The following is a 17,326-nucleotide window of genomic DNA, read 5'->3' as shown; positions in this document are numbered from 1 at the left end:
TCACCATATACCCGGTCTTTGTGAGATTTTACCTTAATTCACGATAAAAACCGTGATTAATTGCAAATTCTAATATGATGATGGACAATGGATTTGGGTATATGATACCGAACCCGGGCCGTAAACGGCAACATCCCGTATGAAGCAATGCTTCATGAAACGGCGGATACACCGTATTCAGGCGGTAATATCAATCTAAAGGATAGCATATGGAAATCGTGGAATGGTTTTCCCAGCTTCAGCCCCTTACACAAGCTTTGTTGGGAACCCTGTTTACATGGCTGCTCACCGCCCTGGGAGCAGCCATGGTGTTTTTTTTCAAAGAAATCAAGATGCGGGTATTGAACGCCATGCTGGGGTTTGCCGCAGGAGTAATGATCGCCGCCTCGTTCTGGTCCCTCCTGGCACCGGCTATCGAAATGACCGAACAGCAGGGAGGTATTCCCTGGTTGCCTGCAGTTACAGGATTTCTCTTGGGTGGTATTTTTTTGTGGGGTGTGGACCAGATTCTGCCCCATGTACATATTGGTCAGAAGCGTGAGGAGGCGGAAGGCATCCATACAAGCTGGAGACGGAGCGTTCTGCTAATTTCCGCCATTACTCTCCACAACTTTCCCGAAGGTCTCGCCGTGGGAGTGGCATTCGGCGCCCTGGGTGTGGGCGCTCCGGGTGCGAGTCTTGCAGGTGCCATTGCACTGGCTCTGGGAATCGGCATTCAAAATTTTCCCGAAGGTGCAGCGGTATCCGTTCCCCTGCGGCGGGAAGGTGTTTCCCGAAGAAAAGCGTTCTTCTACGGCCAGATTTCCGGAATCGTGGAACCCATCGCCGGGGTAATCGGCGCCGCCATGGTTCTGTTCATGCGCCCCCTGCTTCCCTACGCTCTGGCATTTGCGGCGGGAGCCATGATTTATGTGGTGGTTGAGGAATTAATCCCCGAAGCTCAGACCGACAAAAACACCGATGTGGCTACCATCGGAGCCATGCTGGGGTTCGCGGTGATGATGTTTCTGGATGTAAGCCTTGGATAAGTCGGTAACTTCAGGCGGGCCCGGGAGGAATTAACCCGGGAACCGTCTGCGCCGGTACGATTCATCCCTGCAGAGGGGGCGGACCATCTTTTCCAGGCCGTTTACTTTAATCTCAAGCAAATTCTCCATAAGCACCCCCAGTCTTCCCCGGGGGAACCCCTTCTCCCTGAACCAGAGCACATATGCTTCTGGAAGATCCACCAGATATCTACCCGCGTAACGCCCGAAGGGCATTTGGGTATTGGCTATTTCCAGCAGAATTTGTTCCCCGTCTTCAGAATTCTGTTCTTCCATTTTTCCCCCTCCCCTCCCGCCGATGCATCCGCCCCGGGCTGGGATTTTGTGAACGCCGCCGATTATCCTGTATCGGCCGCTATCCAATATGAGTTATCCTGCACTGGCTGCTATCCAACAGGAGCCGCCATTCCGTTTGTGCGGCTATCCTGAGCCTGGCGCGGCGCTGACGGTCAAGAGTATACCTGAGCAATAAATTAGAGAATAGCGTCGGGATATTGTTGAATTTGATTCAATTATATCCTACCATCAGATCCAAGCTTCAGCCATATACCCAGGAGTTGCCATGCAGAATCAGGATCTTACACAGAATCAGTTACGCCGGTTTTACCGTTATATGCTCAGTGCCAGGGAAGTTGACCGCCTTGAGGACCAATTCACCAAACGGGGAGAAGCATTTTTCCACGTTTCCGGGGCTGGTCACGAGGGCTCGGTGGTTCTGGAAGACATTCTCGGGGACCAGGACTGGCTCCATTGCCATTACCGGGATAAAGCCCTCATGCTTGCCCGGGGGGTGAGCAATGAAATGTTTTTTCACAGCCTCTTCTGTAAAGACGCATCCCATTCACGGGGAAGGCAGATGTCCGCTCACATCAGCGATCCCGAGCATAAGGTGTTGAGCCTGGCGGGTCCCGTTGGCAACAACGCCCTCCCGGCGGCGGGCATAGCCGCCGAGGTGAAGACTCAGGAAGGCAGTCCGGTGGTGCTCTGTGCTCTGGGGGACGGAATGACCCAGGAGGGAGAGGTTCTCGAATCCATTGCCCATTCTGTGAGGGAAAGGCTTCCGGTTCTCTATTTTGTTGAAGATAACGTGTACGCAATATCCACCCAGACCCGGGGACAGACCTTTTTCTCAACTCCCGACGGCGAAGCCGAAAGCTTTTACGGAATCCCCATCGTTCGAATAGACGGCTGTAATATTGTTGAGTCCCATAGCGCTTTGTCCAGGGTTGTGACAGAGATGCGGGAGACCCGAAATCCGGCAATCGTGATTTTCCAGGTTGACCGGATATCCAATCACACCAACGCCGACGACCAAAGCGTGTACCGCAGCGCCGAGGATATCGGCCGCTCGGCCTCCACCAGAGATCCCCTGGTTCACTGCAGGAACCTTCTTCTGGAATCGGGGATGAACGAAGATGAGATCAAATCTCTGGAGGAGGAAGTGAAGTCAGACGTTCATGAGGCCGCTGACCGAAGCCGCCGCTCACCTGAACCTGACTCGGTATTCGACGCAAAGCGCCCCCTTTCCCCCGCCTATCTGAAAACCGAGGAATCCCGCGGCAGCTATGAAGGACCATCCACGGACGGTGAAAAGCAATGCATGACCATGATCGAAGCCATACGGGAGAGCTTCCGGATTCGCCTGGAAAACGACAAACGGCTCAGTCTGTTCGGAGAGGATATTGAGGACCCCAAGGGGGATGTATTCGGCATTACCAAGGGCTTGAGCACCGCCAATCCCGGACGGGTTCTCAACAGTCCTCTGAGCGAATCCACCATTGCAGGGGTGAGCGTCGGGCGGGCTCTTGCGGGAGGCAGACCCGTGGGATTCATACAGTTCGCCGACTTCCTGCCCCTGGCGTACAATCAGATTTTCTCCGAAATGGGCAGCATGTATTGGAGGACCGACGGAGGCTGGGATGCACCTGCAATCCTGATGATCACCTCCGGAGGATACAAGCCGGGCCTGGGACCCTTTCACGCATCCAGTCTTGAAGCCATGGCGGTGCACACACCGGGTGTGGATGTGGTGATGCCCTCTTCTGCGGGGGATGCTGCGGGACTGCTGAACTCAGCGTATGAGTCGGGACGCCCTACTCTCTTCTTTTATCCCAAAAACTGTCTGAACGACCGAAACAGGGCCACCAGCCCGGATATTGGCAAACATTTTGTTCCGGTGGGGAAGGCCCGGCGGGTACGCTCGGGCTCGGATATAAGCCTGATCGGCTGGGGAAACACCGTATCTCTGATGAACAAGGCCGCAGCGGCCCTGGAAGAGAAGGGAGTTGAAGTGGACCTCATAGATCTGCGCTCACTCTCTCCCTGGGACAAGGATATGGTTCGGGAATCAGTAGGGAAAAGCCGCAGGGTGATTATCGCCCACGAAGACAACCGTTCCTCGGGCTTCGGGGCGGAGATTCTGGCCTATTTGAGCGAAGAGCTTTCCGGAGGCTTCAGTTCCCGGCGTGTAGTACGGGAAGATACCTATGTTCCCTGCAATTTCGGCAACCAGCTGGAAGTGCTTCCCTCTTACAAAGAGATTCTTGAAGCTGCTGTTCAAATGCTTCAGGGTGATATGGAATGGGATAAACCGTTAAGCGCCGGAGAGGGGGAGTTCCTGGTTGAAGCAATCGGTTCCAGCCCCTCTGATGAGATGGTAACCGTCATTGAGTACCTGGTTAAGGCAGGGGAAGAGGTAAAAGAAGGAGAGCTGGTCGCCAGCGTGGAGGCGGATAAAGCGGTTACCGAAATTGCCGCACCCATTTCCGGCACAGTTCGGGACCTTCTGGTGGAGATCGGCGATGAAGTTGCCGTAGGAACCCCGCTGATCCGGCTGCTCACTGAAGATGCCGCAGTGCCCAAACCTCCCACCAGGGAAGAACCGGGCACGCCGGTTATCAGACTTGAACCCCTGCAGTTCCGCAGCAGCGAAATCTCGGACCATGTGGAAACACCCGATTCAGCCTCCCCGATACTTGTGGGGATCGCTGGAGTTGCCCACTCTGCAGGCTCACGGATATTGGATAACGAAGAAATCTCCCGGCTCTGCCCCAGCTGGAGCCCCGAAGATATTGTGAAACGCACGGGAATTCAGCGGCGCCGTTGGGCCGGTGATGACCAGAGTGCCGTGGGCATGGCCGTGGAAGCAGCAACGGAACTGATGAACCGGTTCAATCTTGAGGCCGGAGATCTTGGGGGAATATATCTCTCCACCGGCACCCCGGACACGATTACCCCGTCCCTGGCGTGCCGGGTTCTGGACCGCTTACCGGGCTGTGATCCAGGCACGGAAATACCCGCCATGGACTTTTCCGCAGCCTGCTCCGGGTATATTTACGGACTGCAGATAGCCCACGATGCCCTCGTGAGCACCGGCGGCGGGAAGCCCATCCTGCTGATTACCACTGAACTTCTCTCCAGACGGCTGGACAGCAGCGATCCTTCAACTGCACCCATCTTCGGGGATGCGGCCACCGCCACACTTATCAGCGCAGCCCCACGGGGTGAAGCCGGGGAAACGGATCACATTCTCCCCATATACCGAATTCACCGACCATCTCTGTTTGCAAGCCCCGATACCGAACAGGCACTCACCGTCCCTCTGCATGAGCAGCGGGGAAGTGAAGGAGAAACCGAATATATCAGCATGGAAGGGCCGGTAATCTATCAGAAAGCGGTACGGGCCATGATCTCATCCTTGGATACTGCGGCCAAAGCTTCGGGCTTCAAGGCGAATAATCTGGATCTCATTGTGCCCCACCAGGCGAATCAGCGGATTATTAATGCGGTACGCCAGAGAATGAAACTGGACAGCTCCCGGGTGTTCTCCATGATTAAGGATTGGGGAAACACTTCATCATCCACCATACCCCTCTGTATCGAACAGATCCTCAACGACGCGGATGAACTGGGACAGATCGGGGCGGCAACAGCTAGCAGCGGCAGTCTGCCCTCCACCCTGGGGCTAACCGCGTTCGGAGGCGGGTTCACCTATGCAGGGGCGGTCCTGGAGCGGGTGTAACCCCCGGCCCGGAAACCCCTGCTTGCCCGGGGTACTCAGCCCCCATTTATGCTTTGAGAATAATCGTGGCGATGCTGTGTGCGGGCAGCTTCAGTTTGAAGCGCTGCTCTCCGATTCCCAGAGTGCTGCTTTGTTCCCCGTCGCCGTCGTTCATTGCAACCGCCGCAATCGAAGCGTCGGGACGCTGAAAGGCGGCGCAGGAGATGGAATCCCGCTCCCCGGCCTTGGGAACGCCTCCGGATATCCCCAAAGAGATTTCCAACGCTTTGGACCCGGGGGGGATAAAACGGCTGAAATGTCCGATGTAGTAATAGGATGAATTATAGATCAGACGGTCGTTGCGGGTGTCGGCAATAATCGGTGCATCGCAGAGATTATTCACATGATTCGGCCCTCCGGTTTCATCCAGCACCAGATTCCAGTCTATGTAGCCTTCACACCAATTATTGAAATCTCCAATCATGTTTCGGGCGTAGCGCTCTCCGGTGAACCACTCACCGATTTTACACCCTCCTTCCTGACATCCTTCTGTAAAAAGAAGGTGCTTGTGGGGAAACATTTCATGTACACGGGATAAGTTTGAGAATTCTTCCGACACATACCAATGATACCCGGTTCCCCACACATATTTTGAAGCCTCAGGATCCGAGAGCACTGTTTCGGCACGCTCAACCATAATGTCCCGGTTATGATCCCAGATCAGCAGCTTGATATCCGCCAATCCGCTGCGCTCAAGACGAGGCCCAAGGTAATCCCGCACGAAATCCCGTTCTTCCTCGGCGCTGTAAATGCAGGAATCCCAGATTTGTACCGCATCGGGCTCATTCTGCACGCTTACACCCCACAGAGAAATTCCTTCCTCTTCGTATGCCCGGATAAACTTCACAAAGTATTCGGCCCAGAGATCATGGTACCGGGGCAGCAGCTTCCCGCCGTTATTCATTTCTCCGTTGGTCTTCATCCAGCCCGGAGGGCTCCAGGGTGATGCCAGCAGCTTCAGGTTCCGACCTGCGGCAGCCGCCGCATCCCGGATCATGGGGATTATGTGTTCCCGATCGTGTGCAACGCTGAAACTCTCCAATCCCTCATCATTTTCCTCAACATAGCTATAATTGCCCAGGGCGAAATCGCAGCTGTGAATGTGCACTCTGCCCAGGGAATACCCGTGACCCCGTTGGGGATGAAAGTACGCGTTGAGCGCTTCTTCCCGAAGCCGGGGATTCAGTCTGGAAAGGCTCAGTGCAGCCGCTTCAGTAAAGGCACCCCCGAAGCCGAGAATCTCCTGCCGAGTGCGATGCTCATGAATTTGAATATCCACTGAAGGTAATTCATGACTCTCATATGCTGAAATATAGGCGTCCCGATCCATCTCCTGGAGCCTTTGTCCTCCGTCTTTGGAGCTGAGTATAAGTGTGTGTATGTTCATATGTTTTCCTGTAATGCCCGTCAGGGCCTGGTAGCAGTTTTTTCCCGGTTGATGCTTCCCCGGGGTTCAAACACAACCGGGAATATAATTTCCCGGGTATCCAGGGGTTCACCGTGTATCTGGCGGATAAGCGAACGTGCGGCTTCAAAGCCCATCCCCTCCAGATCCTGGATTACCGTGGCCAGTGGCGGATTGGTGTAGGCTGTAATCTCATGGCCGTCGAATCCTGCGATGGAAAGATCCTCCGGGATTCTCAGTCCCACCTCCGAGGCACCCTCCAGCAGCCCCAGGGCCATGAGATCTGTGGCCGCAATAACTGCAGTGGGACGGCTTTTCATGGATGCAATTTTCCTGGCAGCAACCCGTCCCGATTCCATTGTGAAATCGCCATGGAGGAAATACTCCTCGTGAAACGGAATATTCCGCTCCTCTAGTACATCTTTGAAACTTTCAAAACGGTCAGTTGTATCCTGTGTCCAGCGATCAACATGAAGATAGGCAATCCGCTGGTGCCCCTGATTAATCAGATACTCGCTGATAAGCCGGGTCCCCCAACTGTTATCCGAGTCCAAATGACAGATCTCCGGATGGGTTCCATGCTCTCCGATAATCACACAAGGGATTTCATCTTCCAGAATTTTCCCGTAGTCGATATCCCCCCGGTCTATCCCCAGCAGGATTAAGCCGTCAGCCTTTCGTTGATAATAGGGCCTGAGAAAATCAAAATTTTCATCCGGTTCCCTCTGGGTGGAGAGGAGAATATCGAAACCGGCCTGCATACAGTATTTTTCTATACCGATAAGAAGGCGGCGGTAGTAGGAAGTCTCTTCAACACCGATGGCGTCCGAGAGATGGGGCATAACCGCGATGGTGTTCACCCGGTTCGCGCTAAGTCCCTGTGCAAAGCTATTCGGATAGTAATTCAGTTCCTTGATAGCCTTCAAAACCCTTTCACGGGTATCGGGCCGTACATTTCCCTTGTTGTTTATGACCCGGGATACGGTAATGAACGAAACATCCGCCAGCCGTGCCACATCTTTCTGAGTTGCCACCCTTGCCTCCCGGCACATTGGTTTATACTTGTTCAGTCTATCTGAAAATTACGGCTTGTGTGAATAAACCGTCCCGGGGAAGTATATCCCCGGGACGGTGCCAACCGGCGCTGCCGGCAGTGTTTTACGCTGTAAGTGGACTATCCGCCTAATTCAGACCGAGCTTTGCCTTGTTTTCATCCACCCTGGTCTGTTGATACTCCATTAACTGGGCAAGCCCCAGTTGCTCCTTCCGTCGGATCCAGCTGTCCCAGATCTCCTCAAATTCCGCTTCGCTCTCTGCATTCAGCAACGCGGGGAGCATTTTCCCTCTCAGTTCAACCAGTTTGGTGCTGATGATACCCAGTTCGGTACCCGCCGGAGGAGCAATATCATCATAGGCTGCATAGCTCACCGTGTATGGAAGCGTCCATTCTATGAGCTCTTTGCCGGGACTCACCGGTTCAGGCTCCCACTGAGCGAACATCGCATTGTCCATGAGCATCCAATAGGTGGTTACCGCACCATGCACCTTGTCGAACTGTCCGCGGTCGGTCTGCAGCATATCAAGGGCCTCGGGTGTGAGCTGATCCTTACCGTCCCGTGTTTCCCAGGTTACCCCTTCAACTCCCAAATAGAAATCTTTCTGCCCTTCTTCGCTGAGCATGTAGCTCATGAAACGGATTGCCCGGGCAGGGTCTTCCACGTTTTTGGATATGAGGGTGATAGTCCAGCCTGCGACTCCCTGCCCCGCAAGCCGCGGGTCGTCCAAATCTGTATTTGCCGGACCGTCAACTGCAATGTAAATAGAGTCGGGGTCATTTTCGTACAGGATCTGTTGCTGACCGGCGAAATCTGTTCGTTGATAGAGCATGGAAAAGTAGCGGCCCTGTGCAATTTTTTCCTCCATCTGCGCCCGCTTATCCACAAACACATCTGTGGTTATCAGGCCTTCTTCCCGAGCCTGTCGAAAGGTTTTGAGCCATCTTTTGTATTCAGGATGGGCAAAACGGTCGATAAGTTCTCCGTTTTCTTCGTAGGGGATGGCCAGGAAATTTTGCAGGTATGCTTCCAGACTGTAGTTTCCCGAGTCGCCGAACTCATGCATACCGAAGGGAATGAGCGGCTGTCCTCCGATATCCGGGAACATCTCTTTTGCTCTGCGCAGGGTATCCAGAAAACTTTCAGGGGTGCGCATCTCCGGTTCGCCCAAAGCTTCATACATATCTTTTCGAACCAGAAAGGTTTGATTTGAGGGCAGATCATACTTATTATAGTCGGAGGGTGAGAACGACGCGTTGGGATAACCATACACGTGACCGTCATCACGGGTATACCATCCAAGACGCTCATCCACCGCAACTTCAAAGAAGTAGGGGTCGTATTGCTCAGCCAATTCATCCAGAGCATACACCAGTTCCCCGTCTATCATGTCGTTGACCTGGCCTTCCCACCATCCCAGTGTAATAAAGTCGGGAAGCTGGTCTCCTGCTATAAGAGTATTCAGCTTCTCCGCTTCGTTACCTGCGGGTACGATGAAATTGATGTCCACGCCGGTTTTCTCGGCAACATACTCTGAAACCGCATCACCTTCACCCCACTGGGACGGAAACCATGAAAAATGAATATACCAGTCAAATGTGATGGGGCTGGTATCCAGCTTCCACCCCGGTTGATCGGCACTCAGCTCCACATTCGACCCCTCTCCGGAACCGCTCCGTTCCCCCTGACCTTCAGCGACCAGGGGCATGCCCATCACAAGGGCAAACACCAGAATAATACTCGCTATTCTGCTCATACAACCTCCATATTCCCCATCCGGAGAATTAACCTTTTACTGATCCGATCAGCAGACCCTTCACAAAGTACTTCTGCAGGAACGGATATGTAACGACAATTGGCAGTGTGGCCACGATCATGGTGGCCAGTTTGATTGATTGGGAAGTGACCGACTGGGTACGCATCCCCTCGGGCATATTCGCCAGCATCTGATTGGAGCTGGTTTCCGCAATTACCCGGTACAGGTAGGAAGAAATCGGCTGCAGCGATTCGCTGTTCACAAAAATTACTCCGAAAAAATAATCATTCCAGTGCCACACTCCATGAAACAGCGCAATGGTTGCAATTACCGCAGTTGAAAGGGGTAATATGATCCTCACAAAGATCACGAATTCATTGGCACCATCAATGAGGGCCGATTCTTCAATGCTTTCGGGAAGCTCCCGGAAAAACGACATAAAGATAATCAGATGGAAAAAATTGAACATGGTGGGAAGAATATAGACCAGAAAGTTATCCAGAAGATGGAGCTCCTTGAACAGCAGAAAGGTGGGAATAAGGCCGCCGTTGAAAAACATGGTGAATGTTCCAACTGCAAGGAAAAAGCCCCGGAACGGCAAATGCTTTTTGGAAAATGCGTATGCCGTCATTCCGGTGAAAAACACATGGGTGACCGTCCCGATCACTGTCCGGAGAACGGAAATCACGAAAGCCCATAATATGTCCGGAGATTGGAACACCGCCTGGTAGCTTTCCAGACTGAATTCCCTTGGCCACCAGTAAATTCCTCCCAGAAGGGCATCGCTGCCGTCATTGAAGGACAAAACCACGGTATACCAAATTGGATATAGGGTAATGCCGCAGATGATAATCATAATGCTTATATTGACTATATTGAAAAGGTCAATTCTTCGGTGCTTCATTCCTGCTATTGCCATATCCCTGTCCTAATAAAGAGAATGTCCGTTCACCTTTTTCGAGAAGGTGTTAGCCCCCCAAAGAAGAATGAGAGCTACAATGGATTTGAAAAGAGCGATTGCCTGGGCATAGGAAAACCGTGCATTTCGAATTCCAACCCGGTATACAAATACATCTATTACATCACTTGCACTTTGATTGAGGGAGTTTCTCAGAACCAGTATCTGATCAAAGTTCGTGTTGAGAATTCCGCTGATAGCCAGAATAAGGAGAATTGAAATGGTGCCGGCAATGCTGGGAAGGGTGATATGGCGCATCTTTTGGAAGCGGCCCGCACCATCCATGGTAGCCGCTTCGTACAGACTGGGATCAATTCCGGCAATTGCCGCAATATAAATAATTGCTCCCCATCCCAGCTCCTTCCAGATATCCGAAATAACCACAATGCCCCAGAACTTATCCGGCTCCGCCAGCCAAAACAGCGGTTCTTCGATCAGCCCCAGCTTCATGAGGAAGTCATTGATAATTCCCACATCGGAAAGCCAGTTCATCATGATTCCGCCGAGAACCACCCAGGAAAGAAAGTGGGGAAGATAGGAAATTGTCTGCACTGTCTTCTTGAATTGAAAACTTTTAATCTCGTTAAGAAACAGGGCAAAAATGATCGGAAGAGGGAACCCGATAAGCAGTTTGTAAAAACTGATTCCCAGGGTGTTCTTCATGACCCGCCAAAAGTCCCCCTCGGCAAAAAGTTCCTTAAAATGATACAGGCCAACCCAGGGAGCCTCGGAAATACTCTGAATAATCCGGTAATTCTTGAATGCGATAATGATTCCATACATGGGTATGTAATTGAAAACTATCATCCATACCAATGCAGGTACCGCCATGTATAAAAGATACCGGAACCGGAAGAGTTTTCGTTTATCCGGCAGCTGAATTGACTTCATATAAACCGTCCTGTTGGGTGAATAGAAAAACAGTAGCACGGGTTAATGTTTCCGTAAACATTTTTTTGCAGAATCTTGCATCCCTTGATATCATATTTGGGTTACTCATCGGAATTCTTCCCAATTAGATCCCTATATCCAGGACATTTTTTCGATTTACACCCCATATTTTGAAGCATCAGGATCACAGCTTATTGTTTACGCAAACATAAATTCGTGCTATAATGGCATAATTATCCCGCAGATATCACTCGTCAGGAGACAGAAATGAATACTCAACAGCTCAAAATGGGAATATCACCCCTATTCCATGGAAACAGCACCCCCCGGGGGGAAATCATCTTGAAACAGGACCGGGAATGGTATTGCATTTCAGACTATGATTGCATGAAACCGTTTTTCATGTCCGTTACCAACCCGGATAATATCTGGATGTTCCTCTCTTCCACCGGGGGCATTACAGCAGGACGGGAATCCAGGAATAACGCACTCTTTCCCTATTACACTGTGGATAAAATCACCGAAAACTTCCGGAACACCGGTTCCTTCACCCGAATCCTGGTTCACAGCTGCACGGGAACCTATCTTTGGGAACCTCTTCTCTGGGACGGAAACCACTTCTACAATAGGACCAGGAACCTGTATAAGGCGGTATACGGAGATGCAGTGCTCTTTGAGGAGATCAATCACGACCTGGGAATTACATTCTCCTATTGCTGGGAAGCCAGCCCCGGCTACGGCATCCACAGGGGGGCTTCCATTTCCGTAGATAATCCGGACATTGAAAAAGTCCGGATTGTGGACGGTATCCGCAACATTCTCCCTGCCAGCGTGAATGAACAGCTTCAAACCGGCATGAGCAACCTGCTCAATGCATATAAAAGAAATGAATCGGATCTTCAAACCGGTCTGGGCATATACACATTGAATGCCACCTTAACCGATCAGGCGGAACCCAGCGAAAGTCTGAGAGCCACCACAGTGTGGTCATACGGAATTGGGGAATATACGCTTCTTCTCTCAGAGTCCCAACTTGAAAATGTGAGCAGGGGCATACCCACCCGAAGTGAAACTGATATTCGGGGACAGCGTGGTGCATACATCTGCGATTTCACACTTGCCGGGGATAAGCTCGACGGCAGCTGGGGCTTTGTCGCTGAACTGAAACAGGATCACCGGAGCGTCCACAATCTTCGCAAACGTCTTCTCGAACAGAAAACGCACCTGGAAACAGAGCTTGAACAGGACCTCACCCGGGCCCGGAAAGATCTGATAAAAATTCTTGAGCGTAATGACGGTCTGCAGGAGGTTGGGAGCAAAGAAAGTCAGTATCACCACAGTCTCAACGTACTGTTCAACGTTATGCGTGGTGGGTATTTTCTCAACGGATATACCATTCACGGTCATGACTTTTCTGACTTTGTAAACGACTGGAATTCCGATCTGTCCCGGGCTCACAAGGATCTTCTTTCCTCCCTTCCCAAAGAAATATCCATCGGGGAACTGCAAAATATCTGCCAGAAAAGCGGCGATCCGGATCTGATTAGAATGAGCTTTGAATATCTTCCCTTAAGCTTCAGCCGCAGGCACGGGGATCCCAGCCGCCCCTGGAACATGTTCTTCATTCAGACCAAGGATGAGCACGGCGAACCTGTTACCGGCTATCAGGGGAATTGGCGGGATATCTTCCAGAATTGGGAAGCCTTATGCTTCTCCTACCCCCAATTTTATCTTTCAGTGATTACCAAATTCCTCAACGCCACAACCATAGACGGGTACAACCCGTACCGAATATCCCAAAACGGTATCGACTGGGAGGTTCCCGAACCGGATAACCCCTGGGCAAATATCGGGTATTGGAGCGACCACCAGATTATCTATCTGACCAAACTTCTGGAAAATGCCGCCCACTTCCTCCCCGAAGGACTATCCCGGCTCTTTCACGCCAAAATGTTCACCTTCGCACGGGTGCCCTACAGAATTGCGGAGTTCTCCCAGCTTGAAAAGGATCCGTACAATTCGATCAGCTTTGACCATGAGTTGGATCGGGAAATCCGCTCCCGGAGAAACATTCTGGGAGCGGATGCAGCCCTGATTCCGGATGGGGAATCCCGGCCGCTGAAAACCGGATTCCTGGAAAAACTGATCATCCTGCTCCTGGCCAAGGCAGCGAACTATGTACCCGGCGGAGGTATCTGGATGAACACCCAGCGCCCGGAATGGAACGATGCAAACAATGCATTGGCCGGCTGGGGACTCTCTATGGTGACTCTCAGCTATCTGCTGCGCTTTATTGAACAGATTGAATCATTGCTAAACCTCGTGGATGACAACCAGGTGGAATTTAACCAGGAAGTCTACGCCTGGCTGGAAGAAAGCAGAACAGCTTTTGCGAAGATATCCCCGGAAGCCCATAACAATCCGGCAAGTCGCTATAAAGTTCTCAAAGCACTGGGAATCGCAGCTGAACACTACAGAACAGCCGTGTATGACCGTGGGTTCAGCGGAAAAAGCATCAGAGTGGAGCGCAATTCCATTCTCGAGTTTCTGAAAAGCTGTAAAGACACGTTCATCCGCACCATAGATACCACCAGACTTCAGGATGGAAGTTTTGAATCCTACATGGTGCTGGAAATAACGAATCAAACTGCGGTAGTTCATACCCTGTACCCAATGCTTGAAGGACAGGTTGCCGGACTATCACTGGATATTTACCCCAGCGAAGAAATCATCCGTATTCTGGAACTTCTGAAGAAGGGACCGCTATACCGTGAGGATCAGAAATCATACATGCTCTACCCTTACAGGGATGTGGCGGGCTTTCTGGACAAGAATTCCGTTGATGAAAAACAAATGAACCAACTCTCACCGGAGTTAAAAACACACCCCCGTCTGGGGGAACTCATACATCAAGATGAAAACGGAATGTGGCATTTCCACGGTGACTTCAGAAACGCCGCTGATCTGGAACGACGGGCATCATTTCTCTCAGAATCCCAACAGGATGAGCTGATACGGCTCTTCGAAGAAACCTTCCATCATCGGATGTTCACCGGGAGATCGGGCACATTTTTCGCCTATGAAGGTCTGGGAAGCATTTACTGGCATATGGTATCCAAGCTGCTTTTAGCCGCCCAGGAACGCCTTACCGACAGCGTGCTCAGGGGCGATGCTCCGGAATTAACCACCAGACTCAAGGAGCTGTACATAGAAGTCCGAAAAGGCTTGGGATTCAACAAAACTCCCCAGGAATATGGTGCGGTTCCTCTGGATCCATATTCTCACAGCCCCTGGGGGCAGGGTGCAAAGCAGCCGGGTATGACAGGGCAGGTAAAAGAAGAAGTACTCACCCGTTTCACAGAACTGGGTATGGTAATCAGAGACGGATCTATCCGATTCATGCCCGAACTGATCCTGGAAGATCAGTGGATCCCCGCTGAAAAAGAGTTCCGGTTCCAATTCTGCGGTACCCGCTTCAGTGTTAATCGGGCTGCAGAAAACCGAATCCTCATTCATGTATCAGGTAAAGAGTCGGAGAGTATATCCGGTCTGGAGATACCTGAAGAGATATCCCGAAAAATCTTCCTGAGAGACGGAAACGTAACCGGGGTAACGGTGAATATTGAAGGTGAAAGATGATGAATAACAGAGGAAACGAAATGAAATCACAGGATATTCGTTCGGCCATTTTACCGGGTGGGTTGGGCAGAATGCTTGCAGGGGGATTATTCATTCTGCTGCTCGCATTTCCCTCATGCACCAACCTGAAAACCGCAGAGACGGACACAGAGACAGGCACAGGGATGACGGAACAACTCAATGGATGGCAGCTGGTTTGGGAGGAAGATTTCTCAGGAGACAGTCTTGATACCCAGGTATGGAATTACGTTATCGGTGCCGGCGGATACGGAAACAACGAACTGCAATACTACAGTAACCAGGAGAAAAATATCCGTCTTGAAGACGGATCCTTGATTATTCAAGCCCACGCCGAGGAGTTTCAGGGAAGCCCCTACACGTCCGCAAAAATCACCACCCAGAACAAAGCGGACTGGGTGTACGGCCGCTTTGAATTCCGGGCCAAACTGCCCGAAGGCCAGGGAATCTGGCCGGCCATCTGGATGATGCCCTCGGATTACCAGCTCTACGGACAATGGCCCAGCTCGGGTGAAATCGATATCGTTGAGCTTGTTGGCCATGAGCCCGAAACCGTTCATGGAACACTTCATTACGGACTTCCCCACAGCTACACAGGCAGCTCCTACTCCCTGAATGAAGGGAAATTCTCCGACGATTTTCACACCTTCGCCCTGGAATGGGAGCCTGGAATCTTTCGTTGGTATGTGGATGGAAATCTGTATCAGACCCAAAATAAGTGGTTCTCCCGGAAAGAAGGTCAACCCGCGGACTATACCTGGCCCGCTCCCTTCGACCGGGCATTTTATCTTCAGCTCAACCTTGCCGTAGGGGGAAACTGGCCCGGATACCCAAATGAAACTACGCTCCTTCCCCAACAGATGGAAGTGGATTACATCAGAGTATACGAAAAATCCAACGGATACCCCCCGGCAAAGGCATCCTCAAAGGAAGAAGAGGAAGAAAAAGCCCCGGAAGGCAGGGCTCCTACCCCAGATGGAAATCTGGTCTATAACGGCCATTTCACAGATGAACTGGATTATTGGGAATTCGGCAACTTCGAGGGAGGTTCCGGTTCTGCACTTTGGGAAGATGAGGAAGTGCACATCCAAATTTCCCAGCCGGGAAGCCAGATCTGGGCTAACCAACTGATTCAGCAGCAGATGAACCTGGAAGAGGGTGCCCGGTACCGGGTCAGCTTCAAGGCGCGTGCCGCTGAACCAAGAGAGATAATGGTCAAGATGGGAGGTCTGGCACCCAGAGGATGGGCAGCATATTCGGGTGAACAGTACATCTCCATTGACACCGAAATGAAGGAATACAGTTTTGAGTTCACCATGGCCGAAGAACAGGATGTTCAAGCCCGGTATGAGTTCAATATGGGTCTGTCCGACGCAGATGTATGGATAGATGATGCGCAGCTGGAAAATCTCGATGAAGCATCGAAAAACAACAGTGAACCTAGCGCCCCGGGAAACGGTGAACAAGCTGATGCGGCCGACATGGAATCCAAACGCATCGAAGCCCTGACAAAACCCATGCTTCCCGGAAATGAATTAATATATAACGGCGGATTTGAACTGGGACAAAATCGTACAGAATTTTGGAAGCTCCTAACTGACCGGGATTCAGAGGCAGAGCTGCGGGTCGATCCTCGACCAGGCAAACGGGCTCTGCAGATATTTATTGCCTGGAGCAGTGATGAGGAGGACGCGGTGGTACTTCGGCAGGACGGTCTGAATATTCGTCCGGAATCGAACTACATCCTCAGCTTTGACGCCCGCTCCGACACCGAGCGCCCGGTTACCGTAGGGATTGGCAGTGAAGATACAGATTTTTCCGTTTCCGGCCGAAATAAAATTATCCTCAATGATCAATGGAAGAGTTTCAGCATTCCATTTTCCACATCAGCATCCCAATCGGGTCCCGGCATCTTCCGACTGCATGCTTTACCCACCGGCATAATCACCCGGGATGTATATCTGGATAATGTTTCTCTGGAATTTATCCCCCCGCCGATTCCAGTTTCTGAAGCTGCAACCCGAATAGAGGCAGAACACTTTTTTGATAAATCCCCTTCCCCCCGCACACAGCCCAGTTCGGAAGGCGGCTTGAATGTAGGCTGGCTTGAAGAGGGAGACTGGCTCTCCTATAATCTTGATGTGAAGGAATCCGGCGAGTACCTGGTGCGTTACCGGGTTGCCACAGACCTTCCAGCAGGAAAAATTCAGCCTGCGGTGAACGGCATCAGGATGGAAGAGCTGCAGCTGGAATACAGCGGTGGCTGGCAGGAATGGACCACGATTGAGGGTGCTGTGATGCTTGAAGCAGGTGAGCAGGAATTTCGGGTGTATGCATCCGTTTTGAATCTGAATTGGAGTGATGTCAGTCGTAGATAATGCCCCAACGAGTGTGGAAAGCACTCAAATAGGCTAAAACCTCCGGGTAGTAGAGGATCAACTGCCAACCGGAGGTTTCCATGTACGACATTCCCCACTGCCCCAACCCTGAGTGTACCC

The 17,326-nt window shown here is 51.6% G+C and carries 10 protein-coding genes; 4 read left to right on the top strand and 6 right to left on the bottom strand.

Going from position 1 to position 17,326, the window contains the following annotated elements; genetic code table 11:
• Positions 1-209: 209 nt before the first annotated feature.
• Complete coding sequence (locus tag AC52PS_RS12825; RefSeq protein ID WP_495563467.1) at positions 210-1,028, top strand: ZIP family metal transporter; 819 nt, start codon at positions 210-212, stop codon at positions 1,026-1,028.
• A 30-nt stretch (positions 1,029-1,058) separates the two neighbouring features.
• Here the strand turns inward: AC52PS_RS12825 and AC52PS_RS12820 are convergent, their stop codons facing one another.
• Complete coding sequence (locus AC52PS_RS12820; protein ID WP_495563466.1) at positions 1,059-1,322, bottom strand: DUF3820 family protein; 264 nt, start codon at positions 1,320-1,322, stop codon at positions 1,059-1,061.
• Between the two features lie 286 nt (positions 1,323-1,608).
• Between AC52PS_RS12820 and AC52PS_RS12815 the strand changes: the two genes are divergently transcribed.
• Positions 1,609-5,067 (top strand): thiamine pyrophosphate-dependent enzyme, encoded by a 3,459-nt coding sequence (locus tag AC52PS_RS12815; protein WP_495563465.1) that lies wholly within the window; start codon positions 1,609-1,611, stop codon positions 5,065-5,067.
• Positions 5,068-5,113: 46 nt separating this feature from the next.
• On the opposite strand, the gene AC52PS_RS12810 is transcribed toward AC52PS_RS12815, so the two are convergent.
• The 5 genes from AC52PS_RS12810 to AC52PS_RS12790 form a co-directional block, all read right to left on the bottom strand.
• Positions 5,114-6,493, bottom strand: coding sequence for a glycoside hydrolase family 30 protein (locus AC52PS_RS12810; protein ID WP_495563464.1), 1,380 nt, complete (start codon positions 6,491-6,493; stop codon positions 5,114-5,116).
• Positions 6,494-6,513: 20 nt separating this feature from the next.
• On the bottom strand, positions 6,514-7,545 hold the full coding sequence (locus AC52PS_RS12805) for a LacI family DNA-binding transcriptional regulator (RefSeq protein WP_495563463.1): 1,032 nt from the start codon (positions 7,543-7,545) through the stop codon (positions 6,514-6,516).
• A gap of 148 nt (positions 7,546-7,693) precedes the next feature.
• Complete coding sequence (locus tag AC52PS_RS12800) at positions 7,694-9,322, bottom strand: extracellular solute-binding protein (RefSeq protein ID WP_495563462.1); 1,629 nt, start codon at positions 9,320-9,322, stop codon at positions 7,694-7,696.
• Between the two features lie 28 nt (positions 9,323-9,350).
• On the bottom strand, positions 9,351-10,241 hold the full coding sequence (locus AC52PS_RS12795) for a carbohydrate ABC transporter permease (protein ID WP_495563461.1): 891 nt from the start codon (positions 10,239-10,241) through the stop codon (positions 9,351-9,353).
• 9 nt (positions 10,242-10,250) lie between these two features.
• Entirely contained in the window at positions 10,251-11,171 is a 921-nt protein-coding gene (locus AC52PS_RS12790) for an ABC transporter permease (protein ID WP_495563460.1), read from the bottom strand.
• 267 nt (positions 11,172-11,438) lie between these two features.
• Between AC52PS_RS12790 and AC52PS_RS12785 the strand changes: the two genes are divergently transcribed.
• Together AC52PS_RS12785 and AC52PS_RS12780 are read left to right on the top strand one after the other, a co-directional pair.
• Entirely contained in the window at positions 11,439-14,810 is a 3,372-nt protein-coding gene (locus AC52PS_RS12785; RefSeq protein ID WP_495563459.1) for a 1,3-beta-D-glucan phosphorylase, GH149 family, read from the top strand.
• Between the two features lie 20 nt (positions 14,811-14,830).
• Positions 14,831-17,206: a carbohydrate binding domain-containing protein gene (locus AC52PS_RS12780; RefSeq protein ID WP_495563458.1), complete on the top strand. Its 2,376-nt coding sequence runs from the start codon at positions 14,831-14,833 to the stop codon at positions 17,204-17,206.
• Positions 17,207-17,326: the final 120 nt, after the last annotated feature.

This window comes from Salinispira sp. (assembly GCF_059431795.1).
The sequence above is the reverse complement of the archived record's forward strand: the minus strand, read 5'-3'. Positions and strand labels throughout refer to the sequence as shown.